The organism is Nonomuraea sp. 10N515B (genome assembly GCF_052245915.1).
Taxonomy (GTDB): Bacteria; Actinomycetota; Actinomycetes; order Streptosporangiales; family Streptosporangiaceae; genus Nonomuraea.
The window spans coordinates 1-19,106 of the sequence record NZ_JBQQBQ010000105.1 but is presented as its reverse complement, the minus strand read 5'-3'; the positions used below and the strand labels follow the sequence as shown (position 1 = coordinate 19,106).

The window sequence follows — 19,106 nt, the reverse complement described above, 5'->3', positions numbered from 1 at the left end:
CGGCCCGGTCACCGCCGTTCGGGTCGGATGGCCGGCCTGTTGCCTGCTGTCCATGGTCGCCTCCTCGACAGCGGTCGACAAGGCGAGAATCACGCACAGAAATCAATCAGTCACTTTATGTAGCAGACCGAATATTATGCCGATACTGCAAGGCATGACAGACCATCCAGCCAGCAATTTCACCCCCAGCAGCGGCATATCCGGGGGCTCGGCATAAGCCCACTTATGCCGCTCTCGGCATAAGTGGGCATAGGAGCGCAGCGTCGAGGCCGAGCGGGACGCTGCGAGCAACTCCCGGAAGTACGAGGCCACCGCCGCCACGGGGACACCGTTCTCATTCAGCAACCGATAGGGCTCCAACGGGTCCCCCGTGGCCACCACACGTCCGGTGCGCGGAACTTCCAAGGCCGACAGGTCCCGCTCCGGTAACTCAGCGCTCATGGGCCGTGACGCTAACAGTCGCAGCCTCGCATAGCCTTTGAAATGCGCAAATACGCCAGATAGTTCAGTCAATAGAGGGCAGATGGGCGAGCGGACCGTCGATGAGATCGGCGTTGACCTGCTCCTGGACCGCGTGATCACGATGCTGCGCCTCGGCCTGGAGCAGGGTATAAGGGCTGTCGGTGAAGATCGGGTAATAGCGGTAGGTGGGGAACAGTTCGCCCTGGCCATCAGCGGCGGGCGGATCGAGCTTCTTGACTCCCCGCACGATGAGCCGGGCTGTCACCCGCTTGCCTTTCTTGCTGGTGAAGGCGGTGTAGGAGGTCTTGGCGACCTCGGCGTCGGACACCCAGCCGCCGGCCTGCTCATCAAAGACGGCTCGCGGGTATTTGATCGGTGTCCAGGCACCTGGATCGATGGCGGCGATCGCTGCTTTGACCTTGGGGTCCAGCTTGGCCGTGATCGAAAACCGCGTGTCCTGGGCGCGGCAGGCGGCGACGACCTCAGCGCTGTAGAACGCCGAGTCGCCGCGCAGGATCAGGGTGCCGGTGCAGCCTGCTTGCCGGGCGGTGGGGATGTACTCGGCCACCAGCGACTTCGCGCCGCGTGCAGAGCCGGTGGCGCCGCCGCGCAGCCGGGTGGCGGCCACCACGGGCGCGGCCAGTGGGGTGGACAGGGTGACGGTCAGCGCGTTCAGCCCGCGTACCAGCACGCTCTTGCCCTGGATTTTTGTGTGGCCGAACCCGGAACCCTGCTTAGCGTAGCCGTAGGTGCGGCGCTGCATCGAGTCGATGTCGAGGAAGGCCAGCACGTCCGCACCTGGCAGCAGCCGGGCGTGCGCGGCCAGCCTCACCAGCAACTCGCGCGCGACCCTGTCGAGCTGACGGACGTTGCCCCAGGTGAACGCGCGCAGGAACGAGCCCAGTGTGGACGGGGCGCGGATACCGGGCAACAGCTTGTCCATGCCGCCGTGCCGCAGCAGGTCCAGGTCGTCGATGCTGTCGGCGCCGCAGGCCATCCCGGCCACGATCGAGCCCACCTTCGCCTCCGCGTTGACGCCGTCCGCGGCGCCCAGCGTCACGTGCGCGTCGACCAGCCGCTCCAGACCGCACCGCTCGGCCAGTCGCATCGCCGGAGCCAGCCCGCCGTAGGAGATCACATGCTCGTCATCGAAGATCGCCTGCGTACGGGCGGCGGCGTGGGAGAATCGCACTTACGAGGTGTCCTTTGAAACGGGCGGCTGGAAGCGTGAAGAACTCCCATCCTCCCAGCTCAAAGGGTACCTCACGCTATTTCCCGGACCTCGCCTCAAGATTCACACCGTGGATCCAGGCTGAGTTTGGGTGGGCATCCCGGCAGCCGTGCAGTGTTGGCGGCATCGTCATCGATCTTCACGTACAGTGCGATCACGAGGGTGTCGAGGTCGGTTTCTTCCACAAAGAGCGATCTTCGACACCCTCTCGCGCGTTCGCAGGCATACGCCGCCACTGTGATCAATTAGGGATCACTCGTCTAGGTGACCGGCTGGAAGACTTCTACCGGTGACCTTCATACCTGGAGAGGTCCTCGTTGGTGCCAACCAGCCGGAACACTTGCCCTCCTGGGGCTTGAAAGTACAGGTGCGGATCGGGCACCTAGAGTACTTTGACGCCGAAGTCGACGATTTTCCGCCGCATTTCCTCGACGTCGTCCGCCTTCAACTCCAGGAAGATCGCCTTCAAGAAGTCATCCTCGCTCAGGGCGTGCTCCGCGGCGTAGGTCACACCTTTGTCCGCCTCCCACCCGTCACCGCTTCCGTAGAGAAACGCAATATAGAAGCCGTCTCCCATTCGAAAGTCGTCCTTGTCGTGGAGCTCCCTGGTTAGTTCGCAGCCCAGGACATCGCGGTAAAACTTCCGGATTCTGTCCCGTTCCGTCCGGTGCACTCGAAGCGCCGAATGGTTCCCAAAGATTACCTTTGTCATGATCACGCACTCTCCTGCAGGCGGCGGGCGTTGTCCGCGTTGCTGCCGCGCGGCATACCGCGGCCGACCTCGACGTACTGACGCAAGCTCTCGAGGAAGTGATCCCAGCCGCGCATGCACTGCTCGATGCACTCCAGCTCATGGGTCAGACCCTGGTGGCGGAACTGGAGTTCGGACGCGTCGCCACCGATCGGGGTGATGGTGAAGGTCGGACACGTGTCAACCCAGTCGGGGAGAAAGTCGCAGGAGGTGACGGTCCATTGCACCGAAAACGGCCGCGTCGCCTGATCGACATGTATCACGCACGGTTCGGGAGGATCGAAGGAAAACTGGAGTTCGCCGCCAGTGTCGCCGGATCCCGTGACATCCGTCCACCAGGCGGCGAGGCTGGAGGGGGTGGTGAGGGCGTCGAACAGCGTGTCCGGATGTGCCTGGACACGGATGGTCTTCTCATAGTCCCCGTTCACCTTCGCGTGCGTTGCAGGGGATTGTTCGGTGTTCGTCATTGGATTGATTCCTTTCATTCCGACCTGTTTCATCCATGGTGATCAACACCTACTCGGTTTTTCGATTCGGTTTTCAATCGCAGCGCCTGGATCGACTCGGCGATCGTCTTGATGCGACGCAGGCGTGCGTCCCATGCCGCGCCGACCGAGGCCAACTGCTCGACGGCGCGGGAGAACTGCGCTTCGTTGACGACGTAACGCACCTCACGGCCGTCCTTGCGGGGCACGACCGGCTCTGCGCGCTCGAGGACACCCAGGTGCTTCGCGACCGCCTGGCGCGTCACCGGCAGGTGGCCGCTCAAGCTCGTCGCCGTGCCGGAGCCGTCGGCGAGCAGCAGGTCCAGCACGCGACGCCGGGTCGGGTCGCCGATGGCCGCCCACAGCTCGTCGTCGATCGTCGAGGTCACGACCGCTGGCCATACCTGACCCCAGCCTGCCTAACGGCGACGCCCCGGAGAACCTGCTCTACCCCGCGTGCTTCCGCGACGCGACCGAGATTCGCGGCGTCAGCATGCACGCCTGGCTGCGTGTACGAAACGAGTTAGAGCACGGCTGACCTCAGCTAACAGGCCACCGCCGCTTGTCGGAGGTGGCCTGCTCGAAAGCCCCGTCCTGGTCACTGTCTAGAAGTTCCACTTCTTGATGTACCACTCCTCAGGCTCTCCGATGAGCGCGCTGAGATCGACGCATTCGGTGCGGTACCCGTAGTAGTGGTTGTAGTAAGTCCTCATCGCCTCACAGGCTGGCTTGGACTCGTATGGGCCGTAGTAGGTCCAGGCTGGCCAAGGGCCATCCTGGACGGGCAGGTCCTCGTCAGCGTGGGCCGGGCTAGCGATCATGGCGGCGACGAAGGCGGCGGCGAGCAAGGGCAGGACGTGCTTGAACGTGATCATAATCTCCTTTTCTGCGTGGTGGGCGGGTACGGGGACGGCAAACGGGACCGTGGACCTTTGATGCGGGGCAGGACAGTGATGAAGCGGGGACTGTCGGCGGCCTGGCCGGGAGTGAGCAGGAACGATAGCGGACGGCAGCGCCGGTCGGCGGACAGGTGCACCGTGCTGGTCAGTCCACCCCGGGAGTGGCCCAGCTCGGCCGCCTTCAAGCACCCAGGGCCGTACAGGGGTTGCCCCAACTACGCAAACGTCGCGGTCAGGACAGGCGCTGGTCGCATCTGGGGACCTGCTTCTTGATGTCGCCGGCGGTGTACACCCAGGCGTCGGTGACGACGAGCCACTCGTTGCCAGCGCCCGGGCCGTTGTATTTGAGCGCGCCAATCGCACCGTAGGCGTTGGTTGTCCCGTACGGACCCTTGATCGGCTTTCCGGGTAGCCAGCACATGAATGACACGTTGTCGTTGTACTCGAGCCAGCCCTCGGGCTTCTTGTAGTTGAACTCGAACCGGGCCGAGTCGGAGGGGAAGATCTGGTTGACCTTCACCTTGAACACGGCCAGCCCTGCTTGGTTGATCACGCGGCCTCCGGCGTCCAGCGCACTGGCCGAGGCCGACGAGGCCGCGGCCTGCGTAATCCCGATGAGGTTCGGTACTGCCGCGGCCTGGGCCGGGGACACCGCGGCGAGCGGGGTGACGATCGCAGCCGCGAGCGTGAGAGAGAGGGCTGTTGAGGGAATGCGCATGAACTGCTCCTGGTGAGGGTGTGCTGCAACGACAGCGAGTCTGTGGAGCGAGTGCGAGCCGTGTCCATGTTCGGCGGGCATCGTGAAGATCGAAATTTGTTATCCCAGGTCATCCGGATGTTCATCGATGTTGCCGAACAATGGTGAGCACAGATGAGCAAGGGAGGAATGGTGGCGCGCAACCCGAACCCATTGGAAGGAGAGGGGCCCGTCGTCGAGTTCGCCGATCGGCTGCGGCGGTTACGCGGACAGGCGGGGCTGACCCAGCGCACGCTGGCCGCCAAATGCCACTACGCGCCCAGCACGATCTCCACGGCCGAGGGCGGCAAGAAGGTCCCGTCCTGGGAGGTCGTGCAGACCATCGTCAAGGCCTGCGGCGTCGCCGATCTCACCGAGTGGCGGCAGGCCTGGGAGGCCACCCAGGAGGCGGCGGATGCTTCTCCCGGGAGTGCCGACCCACCGCAGGAGACGTCAGAGCGGAGGTGGTCGGCGACCTGGGGGGTGCCGGTGATCGTGGCAGTCGCGTCATCGGCTCTGACGTGGGCGGTGGCGCTGGTGGTGCTGCAGCCCCGCTCCGTGGCCATCCCCAGCGCTGGGGCCACCCCCGCTGCGACCTACCCCGCGGGCAGGGACCCGATGCCAACGCAGGCCTGCGGCGGCGCCACCCTGGGCTACGACTGCCACGGCAAATCGCCACGCATGTGGGGCTGCTGGGACTCCGCCAACGCCGTCATCGGCAGCCTCAAGGAGGTCACCACCAAGTACGGCACGGCCTATCTGGAAAACTGGTACTCCAAGACGTGCGGCACGAACTGGGCCAGGCTGAAGATGCCCGACTCCTGGTCGGCCAGGCTCGAGATCCTCTCCAGGGAGGCCAGGCTCTGCCATCCGGCCGACTGCACCAGCGACAACACCACCATGCCGCCCCTGTACACCGACATGATCTTCGGCATGAACACCCCCGTCACCGCCCAGGCCTTCATCAAACTGCCCTCGGGCGAAGAGAAGAAGGTAACCACAGACACCACGGCGGGGTGACGAAGACCACGCCGCGGAGCCATCATGTGGATCCGACGCCGCCAACCCGCCTGAAGAGCTGAGTCGGCCTGGAGCGCGGTATGTCCGTGGCCGTGCAAAAGTGGCTCTGGCACAAAGATCGTGATGCCGTGACGGCGCGTGACCATGATCGCGGTTCGGCAACAGGCCGCACATGAGGGCGGCCGCATCGTCAAGATCAGGTTCGACCAAGAATCCGATCATCACGAGCGGCCGCGAGGGCTATTGTGCTGCACTTCCAAGCGGGAGGCGAGAGCCCCTGCCTCGATCTTCTCCTGCTCTTGTGCCCCCATCTGGCGGTCGTCCAGGTAGAGAAGGTGATCCACGACGGAGGCGCCCTGCTGATCAGCGGATGCGCGAAGACCTCGGAGGCCGAATGTGGCGCCTGTGGCACGTTCAGCCAACGGATCCACAGTCGATACCGTCGCCTTCTGCAGGACCTGACCTGCGGTGAGGTGCCCGTAACCATCGAGCTGCAGGTGCGGCGGTGGTTCTGCGTCAACCCTGAATGTCCGGTCCGCGCCTTCGCCGAGCAGGTGCCCGAGCTGACCCAGCCGTATGCACGGCGAACGTCGGCGATGCGTCGGCTGCTGGAGCACATCGCCCTGGCCTTGGCTGGGCGGGCCGGGGCGCGCTTGGCGAGCCGGCTGGGCATCGCCGTCTCCCGGTCCCTGCTGATCCGGCTGATCAGGGCGCTGCCCGATCCCGAGATCGGTACGGTCGCCGTCGTGGGCGTGGACGAATTCGCCAAACGCCGAGGTCAGTCCTACGCCACCATCCTCATCGACATGGCCACCCACCGGCCCATCGACGTCCTGGATGACCGCACCGCCGAGGTATTCGCCGACTGGCTTCGTGAGCATCCCGGCATCCAGGTCATCTGCCGCGACAGGGCCGGCGGGTTCGCCGAAGGCGCCAGCCAGGGAGCGCCCGACGCCATCCAGGTCGCGGACAGGTGGCAGTGCGCCATGCGGCGCCTTGTCGTATCCCCGACTCAGTCGGGAGGAATTCGGAGGGAGGTTCTTGGGTCTGATGGCTTACCCAATCCGGAAACGGTGAAGGGGACCAGAGCATGCCAGAAAATCGGCGGCCGGGTCCAGGTAGCAGGGACTGCGCGTCGAGGGACCCGCGTGACACGGTGAAAGCTGGATTGCCTGAACCCTAATTCCCAGAAGATTGAAGGTCGAATCCGTCGGAAAGCTACCCGTAACCGACGCCGCATCCTGCGACGGCTTTATGCCATGGCCGACGCAACCTCCGGAGTGCGGAGCGATGCCCAGTGAGGGAATTCAAGGGAATGAATGGGGCACCTACATCACGCTATGACGTACGACAAGGACGAACTGGTTGGCGTTCTGCCCGGCTCGAATCGCTCGCCTGCCTCCAATTCGCCATACGCGAGGATCCGTATGCCTAAGAAAAGCATCCTACTTCTTAACTCGTCCTCGAAGAGCAAGTGCCGCCAGGGCGATTAATGCAGGGCCAGTGATCTTTTGGAAGATTTGAATCCAAGCACCTGTGTGGTTCATTTTAGTTAGGAAAGTCGTATTGGTGATGGATATTGTGTTTTGCAAGGAGAATATCAAGGACTCCTGAAAGTCTGTTGGTTGTGTCAGCCCGAACCGTATAAGTAGCGCAGTAGTTATAGTGAGCGAGGCACCGAGGAGCGCCAGCGCGCGCCAGGCTCGAAGTCCATAGCCAGAAACGATCCAATACAGAGTTAGTATGCCACGTTCCACCGACAGTCTTGGCGAGGCCAGCCGTCGCATTTCCATCTCTCCATAGTAGAAGTCGGCGCTCCCCGGAGAATCTTTGCGATCTTCCTGTGATTTTCTGAGTGCTCTATAGGCAGCTTGGAGTTCTGGGAGAGAAGGCACTGGGGTGACGTCGCTATCCAGTAAACGTCGCCAACGCCGCCGATTCAGCATGGTTGTCCTGCATGCTATCTCGCCGAGCAATACCGCTCTCTTGACGCGGAACCGCGGTGGGCGCTTCATGGCCAAGGGTCCTTGGACAACGATTTTGTCCAGATTGGCTGCTGTCTCTAGCCGTGCATTGGCGAGGTCCAGGTGTGAGAAGATAAAGTTACTGACATCGGTCCCATTAAGTGTGTGCACTGCAACCAGTGTCTTGGACATATCTAGTGGTGCGATTGTTAGTGGAGCGCTACTGGAGCATTGCTCAATATGGAGTTCTCCTCCATCTGCTCGCACTTGGCCACCGCTAGAGAACTGGCATCTCGAGAGCTTGATGCTGCCAAAATGTCCGCGAGCAATAAAGTATTGGCAGCCAACGAGCAGTGCGGAAAACTGGGCGATATCTACGTCAAGTAGTTCTATAGATTTCTCGGTTGTGATGGAGTTCAGCTGGATTGAGCCGTCGGATTTCCAGCCATTCAGCTCCACAGTCTCTTCGAAGATGACATTTCTCAATTCGATTCCAGCAAACTGCTTACTGGTTCCACTCTTGAGTTTTGGCGAAGTTGGCTGATTATCCACATAGTTATGCGTGATGTTTTGCATCTCGCATCTGCCACTCAGTCGGACGTGACTAAAGGACACTCGTCCGTTGAACGTAACATCAGTGAAATCTGCGCCCCTTAGCTCCATATGTGCAAACAGGCATTCTCCAATGCCGTTATCGCCGAAAGTTGCTCCACGAAAGTCGCTTAGTCCTTGTATGTTTGTCGCTTCGGAATCTCTATACGGGCTACCCAGTGTCGAGCTTCTGGGAAATTGCCCCGCTGTGCAGTTCAGATCTCCCGAGATATTTGCGGCCGTAAGATTGAACGACCCGGAGTTCGAGTCCCCAATCTTTATGTTTTGGAGGTTTAGCGATCCGCCGATCTGTGTACCCTGAAGGTGAAGCGCTTCAAGTATTCCTTCGCTTAGATCACACTCTTCCTCGATCTTGCTATTGGCCAGACTGACTGCGCCTGTGGCGGTTACTTTCCTCGCTCGTATATGTTTAAGGGTGCAATTTCCAAGATTAAGAGACCCTAGAAGCGCACCATCTAGCTCAATGCCTCGCTCGAAGGTGGAGCCCATAAGCCAAACTTCGTCATCAAACCGAGCCTTTCTGAAGCTGACATCCTTCTCCCATGTGTAGTGCTGCATGTTGACCTTGTCCGAGAATCGTGTCTCCATGCAAATTGTTAGCGGCATAATAGGTTGGGGTTGATTTGACGGGTTATTGTTAGTTGTGGGCAGTGTCGCTACAATTGCGGACCATGTTTTTCCGTCAATGGTTAGACCGCTGAGTTGAAGGATTTCTGTACCAGCAGCCACGGCTTTGAGGTAGGCACCTCTTTGGTCGATTGAGAGATGGTTGTAGCAAGCGCCGTAGGACGGGCATCTGGCACCTGGACAACCTGCAACGCTGCACAACTCCCATGAAGTCGTTCCGCCACCACGAAGGGTGCTAAAGCTGCTTTCGTGACGCATATGCGTAGCTCCCCGCTGCAAGATGAGGTTGTGGCGCATAACAGAGAAGGAGATTGTCATCTAGATCTTGGACGATCTATGCTTCGCATAGTACTCGCCGCGCCCCGCATAGAGTGTGTCCGGAGACGTAAACCACCCGCGACGCGGAGTAGTTGAGGCCCGCATCTTCTTGCTAGAGCCTCGGTGGCTGGAGACCGGTCACGAGGACCGGACCCGTCGACATCGGTGCTCCACCGACGATCACAGTCGCGGCAGCCGCCGCAAGCGTCTGGTTCACGCTCGTATGGTTGCAGTTTGGGTTGCAGTTCATTGCTGTACCAGCTCGTTCGACCCGGACCGCTAGACCATGTCAGTTCAGGTTGAGCTGATCGGAACGCCGCAGCTCGTAGCTGCTAATGCGGCTGGGTCCGTATGACGCGCCACACGGATCCTTGCCTCACGACCGCCTGTCCGTGGCCGGCCACTGTACATGGCTGGAGGTGATCTGTGGGACTGCGTTCGTTCCTCACCCAGTCTCCCCGTGCAAGGTGGGTCGGTGTCAGCGAAAAGGCTGGAGCAGAGCTGCGGATCCGGAATATGTTCGGAGGGCGGTTCCAGACAAGGGCCACGGTCCCCCCTGTTTCCCATGGCATCAGGCACGGCGATCATGGGTTGTTCCCCAGCGCGGACGCACGCCCCCTCCCCGCCGGACCTTTCCGTCATCTCCGGCCCTTGGTTATGGGATCCTCAGCGATGTGATCGTCCCAGACAAGAGGTCGCTCATGTTTCGTAGGATCGCGAAAGCCTTAGCCACCCGAGATCATCAGCAAGCAGCTGAAGAGGATGCGTGTGCCTACGGCGCTCAGTTGCTCCAAGAGACGCGTGAGGAGCTCAATCGGGCCGATACCAAGGCTCAAGTTCTCCTCGGCATCGTGGGAATCGGGCTCGGCGCAGTTACCGGCGGTCTGCTCGCCGGAAGCTGGTCGCCGTTCAGGTTGTCGAACACCATTGAGTGGTTGTGGTGGGCAGGGGCGGCCGCGGCTTTGGCGTCGGTGGTGGTGCTCGCCCGAGCTGTCTATCCGCGGCTGGATCGCCGGAAGCAAAGTGACGCGGTCATGTACTACGCCGATGTGCTCCGTTTCGCGTCCGCCGCAGCCGTCGCCAGCGCCTTGATGAGGTCGTCGACCTTGGATCTGGAACGAATAGCCGACCAGCTCCACAGGGTCAGCCGGATCGTCGGTCAGAAGTACCGTCTCATCCGGTGGGGATTCTGGCTCCTCCTCTGCGGAACGGTGGCGACGGTGAGCGCGGTGCTGATCGACATTGTGCTCGGCACGTCTCCATGAGTTATGGCCCACCCACGAGAACGTCGTCTTCCTGCAGCGGCGGGACGGGCAGGCCAAGGAGCTCCAGGGTCCGTCGCAGCACGGTCTCGTTGCTGACGACGAAGTGAAGCATGTCCACCGCCTGGTAGCTCTGCATGATCCTTTCGATGGTGCCGAGCAGCTCTTGCGCGTCCTGCTCCCGCTGTTCGACGAGGTCCATGAAGATCCGCGGCAGCTGCGTTCGATCGGCAGCCAGTTGGATCGCCTGCACCGCCCTGTCGCTCCCTTCGACGGCAGCGAGGAACTCCTGCCATTTCAGCCTGACCATGTCGGTGCTCTCGATGCGGAGCAGTGCCGCGGCGGCTTCAGACCGTATGTCATGCTGCTGCTTGTAGGCATCACGGTTGAGCTGTCGTACCTCTTCGGAGACGTTCACCTCGGCTCTGACCGTCCATCGGTAGCTGCCGGTCATCGCAGGTGACACGGATGCGAGCCTTTGGTTCGCCGCCAGTTCAGCGGCGCCCGCCTCGGTGATCTCGAATTGGCGCGTGACCGGGCGGATCTCCTCGCACGCCCGCTGAAGGACCGCCTCGGCTTCGGGCAGCTCGTCGTCGAGGACGGCTCGGGCTCGTTTCCCTGCTGACGTCGCGGTCCGGTGCAGCGTGACGGAGAAGTCGTAGGCGTCGCCCTTGGCGGGTGAGTCAAAGGTGAACGGCTCGACATTTGCCGGTGGCACGGCTTCGGGCTCGTTCTGGTAAATGCCTATGAGCATGGGTGTCAGCCATTTGCGCATGGGATCAGCTCCCGTGAACGAGTTGGCGCAGGTGGTGGTGGAGCTGGGCAGAGATTTCGCCCTGGTGACGCCAGAGCCGGAGGTAGAGCAGTGTCCGTTCGGCGTTCCGTCCGTCGATCAAGCTGAAGATCTTGTCTGTGATTTCCCGTACGGTGGGTCGTTCGTCGTAGTGCCGCAGCCATTCGCTCAGCAGCAGGTCCCAGGACTCGGGCACGACCAGGCGGCCTTCTTCCTCGTGGCTGAGCGCGTTACGCCAGAGCGTCACCAGTGAGGGACGAGCATCGAGCCGACTCAGATGCGGCCGCTCAGGGCTCGGGATGACCGGCGCGACCAGCCGTACGAAAGCAAGTGCGGCGCCGTGACGGCCGGCCGATCCCCCTTCACCGATCCAGGCGGCAAGGTGGTTCAAAATGGCGTGAGCGGTATTCGCGCGGTAGAGGTAGGCGATGGACTGAGCGACGTCCCGGTGAAACTTGACGCCCCTGGTGAGTACCAGCCTCCTGAATGCGGCGAGGGCTTGGTCGGGCGCGGCCAGACCGATTGACGAAGCGTAGGCGCGAATCGCGATGGCCTTCTCCGCATCCCTCCCACCAACCATTGACTGGAGATGGAGGTGGACGCGGCGTGCCAGGGACGGATCCTCTGCGGCGGCCTCGAGAGCCAGGGCCGCGAGTTGATGATCGCGCGGGCGCCGGGAGCGGCTCCACACTTGCAGGAACCGCGTGTCCACGGTGTCGAAGTCGAAGGTGGCGAGCTTCCCGACCGCGTGCCCGACCTTGATCCTCGTGTGTCCGGATCCCTCGTCGCCGAGCCAGAGCAGCCAGTCGATTAGAGAGTCACGGATGGTCGGCTGGTCCTCCCAGATGACGCGAAGCATGATGGCCGCCACCTTTGGGCGTCTGAGCCGAATCGTCCGTCCGCCACCAGGTCCGGCAGGTGTGGCTTCGGCGTCCACATAGTCGAGCCAATGGGGCAGCTTCTCCCACAGCCTGACTGGTCTCGGTGAATGATCACGGCGCCACTTCTCATCGAGCCGCTCGGCCAGGGCCAGCGCCGCGCCGGAGACCACCGGCTCGGGCAGTCCGTGGAGTACGGCGATGCTCGTCATGAAGCAGCGGCCCAGGATCGGGCTGCGCTTGTCGAGATCGCTGCCCACTTGCGCGCGCATCCGATGGAAGCGCCCGTTCAGCATGGCGTCGATGGGGGAGCCGGACTGCACGGTGGCGGCCACCTCCTTGGCCAACTCGACCACCTGCCAAGGCGCGGAGTGTGCGCGTAACTCCTCGTCGAGGAGCCGCTGATCCTCCGGCGCGAGCCGTACACCCGGCGCGTGGGAGGACAGATGCTTGGCGAAGACCCTGCCAGTTGATGGAGGATCGTGGTGGATCACCTGCGCAACGGAGGATCTGGTGTGCTCCGGCACAAGCACGATCACCCTGCTGTCCGTGGTGACGCCGGAGCGCTTGAGCTGTGTGGATACTCTATCCACGCATTCGGGGGTATCGACCAAGTCCAGCAGGTAGCCCTGACCCGCTTCCAGCTTCCAGTCACGCGGATTCGGCGTGCTCGCCCCATGCGGGATGGTCCAGCTTGCCCCGCCGCCCCAGTCGAGCAGCGCCGCCAGGGCGGTGGTCGCCTTTCCGCTCTCGGTGGCGCCGCCGAGCAGGACCAGGCGTTCGCTGTCCAGCAGCCTGCGCGCTTCCGCCTGCGACTGGGTCGGTACCAGCGTCCGCCGCAGATCTTCGATGTCGCTCTCCGTAAGGGCGTGAATCGTCGCGGTCGGTTGCGCACGTCCCTGATGCACGTTGATGTCGCGCTGGGCCAGCCAGACGTCCCCGTCCTTGACACGGTTGGTAACGCGTCCGATCCAGCGCGTGCCTGTGCTGGCGCGCTCTTCTGCGAACAGGTCGTCCAGGCTCTGCCTGCGTTCGAGCCACTCCTGTCCGGAAGCGGTCATCTCGTCGCGGACCGATCGGTTGCGCTCCGGTTCCTGGAATGTTTCGTCGGTATCCTCAGAGGGATCGTCCTGGAGGTCTGTGTCTTCCGGCTGTGGGACCTCGAGGTGTTCTTCCTCGGGCGGAGAGTCGCTCACTTCTTCCTCCGCTTCGGGTCGTATGTGACGTTCAGGTCTCCCTGCGCGATGTTGACATCGCCTCCCCTCACTCGGTTCTTGATCGATCCGATCGTCGACGGTGGTCGCGGTGCGGCGTCGTCCCGGGTGGGCGAGGGCACAGGAATCTCCATTTCATGGACATCGAAATGCGGCACGTACAAGTACGCCTGGTAGGCCTGCTTCTTCTCCGCCACCGCCACTTCCAGGAACTCCGACGGCCTCGGCCGCCCTGGCCCCTGTGACACGTAGTCACGGAACACTTCGCGCGAGATGATCAGTGCCACGTCGGCGTTGCGGAACGTGTCGAGAGCGGCCCGGATCGGGGCCGAGTCGCGCATCCTCGCAGGTTGGACGGCATGCTGCCCCGGCCATCCCGCCGCGCCGTCCAGGTGGAGCGGCCCGACGTGTACGGCCAGCCGTACCCGCATCCGCGCCCAGGTGGGATCGGCGTGCCGGCTGTTGTGGCCGGCGATGGCCACGTCGAGCTCGTTCAGGAACTGGTCGAGAAGAAGGGGAATGGTGACGAGAGGGCCCGGCTCGGCAGGAAGGACCGCGGTCAGGGAGTCACCGCCCACCTGACGGAGCCAGGACTGCCGGTCCAGGCCGACGCGGTCCGCTGCCGTGTCGATGGCTGTCATCAGCCCGGACTGGAGGGTCCGTTGCTGGACGTCGGTACGACCACCGTAGTTCTCGATGTCGGCGGTGAGCAGTACGCGGTAATCGTGCGTGGCCATGGCATCTCCAATGAGCGGGTGGGCTCAACGGTGAGGCACGACCGGGCGGCAGAAGCCTTATAAATATGGCTTGGCGAGGAACGGGAGGTCGGCGAGCTCGGTCAGCCCTACCAGGTCCTTCACCACCACATCGCGGTGCCCTCGTCGAATGAGTCCCTCCGCAGCCATTTGGCGCAGCGCCTTCTGCGTCGTGATCTCCTTAGCACCCACCAGCATGCCCAGCTCGGCCCTGGTGAGCGGGACGCCGATGCTTACGCCGTCATCTGTGGCGCGACCGTGCCGGGAGATCAGCGCGAGCAGCACACGCGCCAGGCAGGTTTTCGTCTCGTACCCGGCGAAATCGAGGCGCCGCTGGTTGGCCCAACGCAATCGGTCAGCCACGACCTGAGTCAGCGCCAGCGCTGCGGCCGGGCGCCGTGCCACGAAGGAGCGAAACACGGGGCCCTTGATCTGTTGACAGACTGCCCGCCCGCATGTGGTCACAGTCGCCGACCGCGGTGATCCATCCATAGCCGACATATCACCGACGATGTCGCCTGACACTCGGACGGCCAGTGTCGCTTCCACGCCATTCTCAACGCCCCCGGTTACCTTGACCAGCGCGTCCAGCAGGAGCCACACCGATGTACCGTGATCCCCCTGGCTGATCAGGGTATGGCCCGGGGAGAATGCGCATAGGGCACCAAGCCCAAGAAGCTCCGAGCGTAACTCGTCCGTCAGGCGGTGCATGAAGGTGCCGGTCGGCCAGCGGTTGGGTGCCACGGTGTCCTCCAGCAAGCGGTGCCCCACACATATGTCAGCCCAGTAGTCCTGGCAAGCCTGCTCTCCTGACCGGCGGACAATGGCGACGGATGGATCCGTCCGAATTGCCCGTGCCGCCAGCGACTGTGATCGTCGTGCCATTAAGGACGGGTCACCAGAGGTCGGTCACGGTCACTACGGGCTGCGGCTTGCCCAAGTCACCGCCGTCTCCGCTGAAGATCCGCCCGATACAAGTGGACGCCCATGAGTAGTTGTGCGGAAGACGGGTTGGGTTGGGCCGGGGCGCCCTGCCGTGATTGCTCACGGCAGGTTTCCCCGGCCCGCCCGCCGCACCCCAAGTACGAAAACCAGATCCTGCCCATCGGCATGCCCGCCGGCACGCCCCAAGAAGCCCTCGACTGCGCCTGCGATCTCTACCTCGACCACAGAACCCCCCAAGGACTTACGGGCAGGACCACTAAGCCATAGTTCCGCGTGCTTCGACCCATAGGCCACAGAGAATAGGAGTCTGTAAGCGATCGCTTATTGATATCACGATCCGTTCTTTGATTTGGACGTGGGCAACGTCTCCGGTGGGGTCGCGGCGACTAGCTCCCATGCTTCTCTAAACTCATTTAGCCTGAGCCAGGCGAATCGCGAATTCACCGAGAGGAACTGGCGGGCAGAGGTAAGCATTTCAAAGCTACCGGGGTGTTCAATCAAGCACCCCCGAATCAACTGCTCGGATCTCAATCTATTGCCAAAAACCTGCATCAGAGTTGCAGCGAAGTATAAGTAAGCCAAATATTCACTTTGGAGAGATAGCAGGTCAGCACAACACTCATGTTCACCGGGATTCCGTAAGGGGGCATTCGTTGCAGCGCGGAATAGTAGACTACTTTCAGGTGTAGTATTGAGGTCTACATGTCTCATAAGGGAGCTGGTGGAAGGTTCACAACAGCCTATTTGCGAGATGATCGATCGGAAAGCCGACGCCTTCCGCTGTAGATCTTCTCCGAGAAGGTTGCATGTGACCTCTCCAAGGTTCTTGGCTTCGCCAGTAAGCGAAACAATAGCCCGAGCTATACGAATGAGATCCCGAGGCAGTCCGCCCGAGAGGCAATGCGCTAAACATATGAATGGATCAGGTAACCCTATTATCCGGTGATTAAGTAGTCGCTTCGAATCTTCAAGTGTCAGATAATCTACTCGGAAGATAGAATCGAAAGCGCTGTCGAAGGCGTCGCGGACGACTCCTTGCCTTTCAAAAGTAGCCAATGCTTCTTCTGATACAGACACCAGGAACAGGCAGCCTGCAACGTCAATGTTGAATAGAGACTTCACCTCATTTACGAACTCTTGGGCTCCTTCCGACGACGTTATCTTATCTAGTTCGTCAATTATTATTGCGATCGGGATACGCGCCATTGCAGGCTGTTGAGATAACACGCTGATTGCTACCGTTAAGAACTCTCTACAGTCTTTGACCACCGCCGGATAGCTCAGTTCATGGCGAGTGAATTCCCGGGACCCCCCTCGAGATGTGTCTGCTCCGAAAAGCAGGCCAAGCTTAGCGGACCAGTTTTCAGTATACTTTCGCTGGAAATGAATCGCCGCCAACATGTCCTGAGCATGAGTACTTAAATCCGAAAGCCTGGACACGTCCCCTCTCTTGATCGTTTCAAAGGTGGTGAACTTCGTCTTGTTCATAAGTACGTACGTGGCAGCTATCACTATTACTGTGAGTGGCCACCATGCGAAACTTAGGAATGGTTGTTTTTTTATCGCGTCCATGCCTAGATATCCCACAGAAAGCCATGCGCCGGCAAGTAATATAAAAGCGGCCAATCTTTTTGGCTGGGTATCCTTTACCTCTTTTGTTCCGGTGTATTTGAGGACCGCTTCACACAGGGAGGCGTAGAGGTGTAGGGCAAATTCGCGAGGCTCGTAGCGTACAGGAACGGTCGCGTAAACTTGGATATGATGCGTTCCTTCACGATCCTGCAAGATACCGTCCCGATATGCATCGAGAAGCGTAGACTTGCCACTTCCTCTCGGACCTGCAATACCGATCGCACCACCGTTCAGAGTTGCCATCAATCGTCGAAACCTGCCGAAGGTTGCTGTATCGGTGACTATGTACTTCCCTGCACGCATCTGCCCTAAAGCTTCGGCGTTTAGATACTCAAAATGTGTCGTGAAGGCTGGTTTTGATAGCTCCGCAATGCGCTCTTTCAGTGCAGAAGGGAGTACGTTTTGCAATACATCTTGGCGCCAGGCGCCCAGTGCAGCATCCGCTTCTGCTTGTAGGGCATGAGTCCGCCTATCCCAAGTTTTAGTACCAGGCCGTCCCGACCGGTCACGTATCTTGTCGAATAGTCTTCGCGGCCCCATTCTAAGGGCGAATAATGCTCGAAGCGTTAAGGGAAGCGCTAATGCTCCGCCAGCGCTTGCAACGACTATTTCGGATTCGTTCAGGTTTGTATATTGAGTACATGCCCAGAAAGTTCCGACCGCTATGAATGTCATTATTGCCGAAGAGGTTATCAGTGCAAATGCGATGCGAGTGCTGAGTTCCAACCAGCCTGCATTCATTATCGAATAGCCCAGACTAGCCGCGAAGATCCCGCCGGGTAGCCAGAGGGCTAGCCACCAACCACTGTTCAGGGCGTCCAAGCGCCAGGCAACGAGAAGCAGAGTGATTAATACCCACACGCCAATGGCCAACTGTATGACGTTAAGAGCATCACCGGGCTCTTTGGATATGGCAACGATAAGGCCCGAGATGCAGAGGAGCGCAATAATGGCGGCTATTGCTATAAGCACTATTGGCCATGGGCCTGAGTAGCTTGCGGACAAGACTGGCCATGTTTGCCAAACTAGTACTGGAAAGCCCAGCATGACCCATGTAGCAATGTGGCGGAAGAGATATTCGCCGTAGCCGCGCCAAGTTCTGTCGGCAGGCGCATCTACTTCGACGTCCGATGGGATGTTGGGGTTCTCATGCAGCGCCAGGGCTGCACGTGATTCTCGAATTACAAGCACGCCTTCGTTGCTTGCTAGAAGGATCTCATGGGCAGCATTCTTGATATCGTCAACTAGGCGATCAACTGGGATCTTAGTGCGGTCGAGTTCTGTGCGGATCTCCTCAGTGTCTGCTGCCTGGCGCACCAGGGTTGTTAACTCTTGTTTTAGCTCTTCATACAAATCGTCATGCGGCTGAGGTACCAGCTGTTTCGGCATGTTCGGCCTCCACTTCTATGGAACATTGGGGTGGACCGCTGCGCTAGTGATCGCTAGGGTGACAGCTGTGTTCAAGGGCTATTCGTCCATGCAGGTCGTCCAGGAGTAAGGCGGGGAGACCACACACGCCGGGGCAGGGGCTGCCTCGTGTTCAGCCTCTCTGAGACCTGCAACCGCCAAGGCTGGTTCACCATCGACGGCGCGGCGGCTGTGTACTTCCAGTACTTCTACACGGTGAACCCGAACTGCGACATTAGTTGAACTACTTGTATTCAGATAGCACGAGCAGGCCACCGCCGACGAGGCGGTGGCCTATTAGCCGAGGTTAGTCGTGCTCTGCCTCGTTCCGTACACGTTGCCATATGTGCATGCTGACGGCGTGAATCTCGGTGGCGTCGCGGAAGCAAACGGGGTACAGCAGGTCCTCAGGCGCGCGTCGCCGTTCGTCACGCTGGGGTCAGGTATGGCCAGTGCCGGCACCTCGACGATGATCCGCCACTCGTCGGGACTGCATTGAGCCAGGACGGTGCTCGGTAGCCACGGCCACGAGTCGCGGTCGTCGTTCTGGTCATCGCGCAGGGGATGCCTGACTAGGACGAGGGTGTCCTCGGGGAAACGCCCGTCGCTGTCGTCAGGGCTGTACTGGTTGATCATGGGTTCCTCTCCCACCTCAGGGAGGAGCCACGGGAGCCAATTTGGGGAGCCACCACCTCGCGGCTCCATCAGACTGCCCGCGACCTCCACGGAGTGTTTTGTAAGGTGAGAGCACCCCGATCGACTCAAATCGACGTTCTCAGACTTCCCGCTTTTCCTTCGGGACGAAGAGGTCGTGGGTTCAAATCCCGCCACCCCGACACTGTAGTTGCAGGTCAAGGGCCTGGTTCTCAAGACTGAGAGCCGGGCCCTTGATCGTTTGACCGTCATTTGACCGTCGTTCTGAACGCGCCCACGGGTCACTGACTGGTTCAAAAAGTTCTCCTAGGCACCTTGATCACCAAACCGGCGCGAGCAATCGTCAAGACCTGTGGATCAAGTTCTTAAGCGGCTGCCGATGAAGGCTGCCCCTCAGGGCGTTCGACGAGTTTGCCGTTGACGAACGTCGCCCCAGCGCGGACCAGCGCGACGAGATGCGG

General features: G+C 60.9%; 17 protein-coding genes and 1 pseudogene. 3 read left to right on the top strand and 15 right to left on the bottom strand.

Annotated elements, in window-relative coordinates; all coding sequences use genetic code 11:
- Nucleotides 1-102: 102 nt before the first annotated feature.
- The 8 genes and pseudogenes from ACTWQA_RS55835 to ACTWQA_RS55800 form a co-directional block, all read right to left on the bottom strand.
- A complete protein-coding gene (locus ACTWQA_RS55835) occupies nt 103-441 on the bottom strand; it encodes a hypothetical protein (RefSeq protein WP_443166928.1) in 339 nt (112 codons plus the stop codon).
- 64 nt (nt 442-505) lie between these two features.
- Nucleotides 506-1,654, bottom strand: a complete 1,149-nt coding sequence (locus tag ACTWQA_RS55830; protein WP_443166927.1) for an IS1380 family transposase — start codon at nt 1,652-1,654, stop codon at nt 506-508.
- Nucleotides 1,655-1,773: 119 nt separating this feature from the next.
- Nucleotides 1,774-1,878 (bottom strand): annotated as a pseudogene (locus tag ACTWQA_RS55825) (IS982 family transposase); the annotation flags it as partial.
- A 197-nt stretch (nt 1,879-2,075) separates the two neighbouring features.
- Nucleotides 2,076-2,411 (bottom strand): VOC family protein, encoded by a 336-nt coding sequence (locus ACTWQA_RS55820; protein ID WP_443166926.1) that lies wholly within the window; start codon nt 2,409-2,411, stop codon nt 2,076-2,078.
- Nucleotides 2,408-2,911, bottom strand: coding sequence for an SRPBCC family protein (locus ACTWQA_RS55815; RefSeq protein ID WP_443166925.1), 504 nt, complete (start codon nt 2,909-2,911; stop codon nt 2,408-2,410). Before ACTWQA_RS55815 ends, ACTWQA_RS55820 begins: the two co-directional genes overlap by 4 nt.
- 29 nt (nt 2,912-2,940) lie before the next feature.
- Nucleotides 2,941-3,318, bottom strand: a complete 378-nt coding sequence (locus ACTWQA_RS55810) for an ArsR/SmtB family transcription factor (RefSeq protein ID WP_443166924.1) — start codon at nt 3,316-3,318, stop codon at nt 2,941-2,943.
- A gap of 216 nt (nt 3,319-3,534) precedes the next feature.
- Nucleotides 3,535-3,804 carry a hypothetical protein gene (locus tag ACTWQA_RS55805; RefSeq protein ID WP_443166923.1) on the bottom strand — a complete coding sequence of 90 codons (270 nt, stop codon included), beginning with the start codon at nt 3,802-3,804 and terminating at the stop codon, nt 3,535-3,537.
- Nucleotides 3,805-4,060: 256 nt separating this feature from the next.
- Nucleotides 4,061-4,546 (bottom strand): hypothetical protein, encoded by a 486-nt coding sequence (locus ACTWQA_RS55800; RefSeq protein ID WP_443166922.1) that lies wholly within the window; start codon nt 4,544-4,546, stop codon nt 4,061-4,063.
- Nucleotides 4,547-4,699: 153 nt separating this feature from the next.
- On the opposite strand from ACTWQA_RS55800, the gene ACTWQA_RS55795 reads away from it, so the two are divergent.
- A complete protein-coding gene (locus ACTWQA_RS55795; RefSeq protein ID WP_443166921.1) occupies nt 4,700-5,584 on the top strand; it encodes a helix-turn-helix domain-containing protein in 885 nt (294 codons plus the stop codon).
- Nucleotides 5,585-5,919: 335 nt separating this feature from the next.
- Nucleotides 5,920-6,744 carry an ISL3 family transposase gene (locus ACTWQA_RS55790; protein WP_443166920.1) on the top strand — a complete coding sequence of 275 codons (825 nt, stop codon included), beginning with the start codon at nt 5,920-5,922 and terminating at the stop codon, nt 6,742-6,744.
- 285 nt (nt 6,745-7,029) lie between these two features.
- Here the strand turns inward: ACTWQA_RS55790 and ACTWQA_RS55785 are convergent, their stop codons facing one another.
- A complete protein-coding gene (locus ACTWQA_RS55785; RefSeq protein ID WP_443166919.1) occupies nt 7,030-8,889 on the bottom strand; it encodes a pentapeptide repeat-containing protein in 1,860 nt (619 codons plus the stop codon).
- Between the two features lie 890 nt (nt 8,890-9,779).
- On the opposite strand from ACTWQA_RS55785, the gene ACTWQA_RS55780 reads away from it, so the two are divergent.
- Nucleotides 9,780-10,370 (top strand): Pycsar system effector family protein, encoded by a 591-nt coding sequence (locus ACTWQA_RS55780; RefSeq protein WP_443166918.1) that lies wholly within the window; start codon nt 9,780-9,782, stop codon nt 10,368-10,370.
- Between the two features lies 1 nt (nt 10,371).
- On the opposite strand, the gene ACTWQA_RS55775 is transcribed toward ACTWQA_RS55780, so the two are convergent.
- The 6 genes from ACTWQA_RS55775 to ACTWQA_RS55750 all read right to left on the bottom strand — a co-directional run bounded on the left by ACTWQA_RS55775 (nt 10,372) and on the right by ACTWQA_RS55750 (nt 18,627).
- Nucleotides 10,372-11,142 carry a hypothetical protein gene (locus ACTWQA_RS55775; protein WP_443166917.1) on the bottom strand — a complete coding sequence of 257 codons (771 nt, stop codon included), beginning with the start codon at nt 11,140-11,142 and terminating at the stop codon, nt 10,372-10,374.
- Between the two features lie 4 nt (nt 11,143-11,146).
- Nucleotides 11,147-13,234: a hypothetical protein gene (locus ACTWQA_RS55770; protein WP_443166916.1), complete on the bottom strand. Its 2,088-nt coding sequence runs from the start codon at nt 13,232-13,234 to the stop codon at nt 11,147-11,149.
- A complete protein-coding gene (locus tag ACTWQA_RS55765; RefSeq protein WP_443166915.1) occupies nt 13,231-13,989 on the bottom strand; it encodes a hypothetical protein in 759 nt (252 codons plus the stop codon). The genes ACTWQA_RS55770 and ACTWQA_RS55765 overlap by 4 nt, the downstream gene beginning before the upstream one ends.
- A gap of 57 nt (nt 13,990-14,046) precedes the next feature.
- Nucleotides 14,047-14,766, bottom strand: coding sequence for a Crp/Fnr family transcriptional regulator (locus ACTWQA_RS55760; protein ID WP_443166914.1), 720 nt, complete (start codon nt 14,764-14,766; stop codon nt 14,047-14,049).
- A gap of 516 nt (nt 14,767-15,282) precedes the next feature.
- Nucleotides 15,283-17,973, bottom strand: coding sequence for a hypothetical protein (locus tag ACTWQA_RS55755; protein WP_443166913.1), 2,691 nt, complete (start codon nt 17,971-17,973; stop codon nt 15,283-15,285).
- Between the two features lie 315 nt (nt 17,974-18,288).
- Complete coding sequence (locus ACTWQA_RS55750) at nt 18,289-18,627, bottom strand: hypothetical protein (RefSeq protein WP_443166912.1); 339 nt, start codon at nt 18,625-18,627, stop codon at nt 18,289-18,291.
- Nucleotides 18,628-19,106 lie beyond the last annotated feature (479 nt).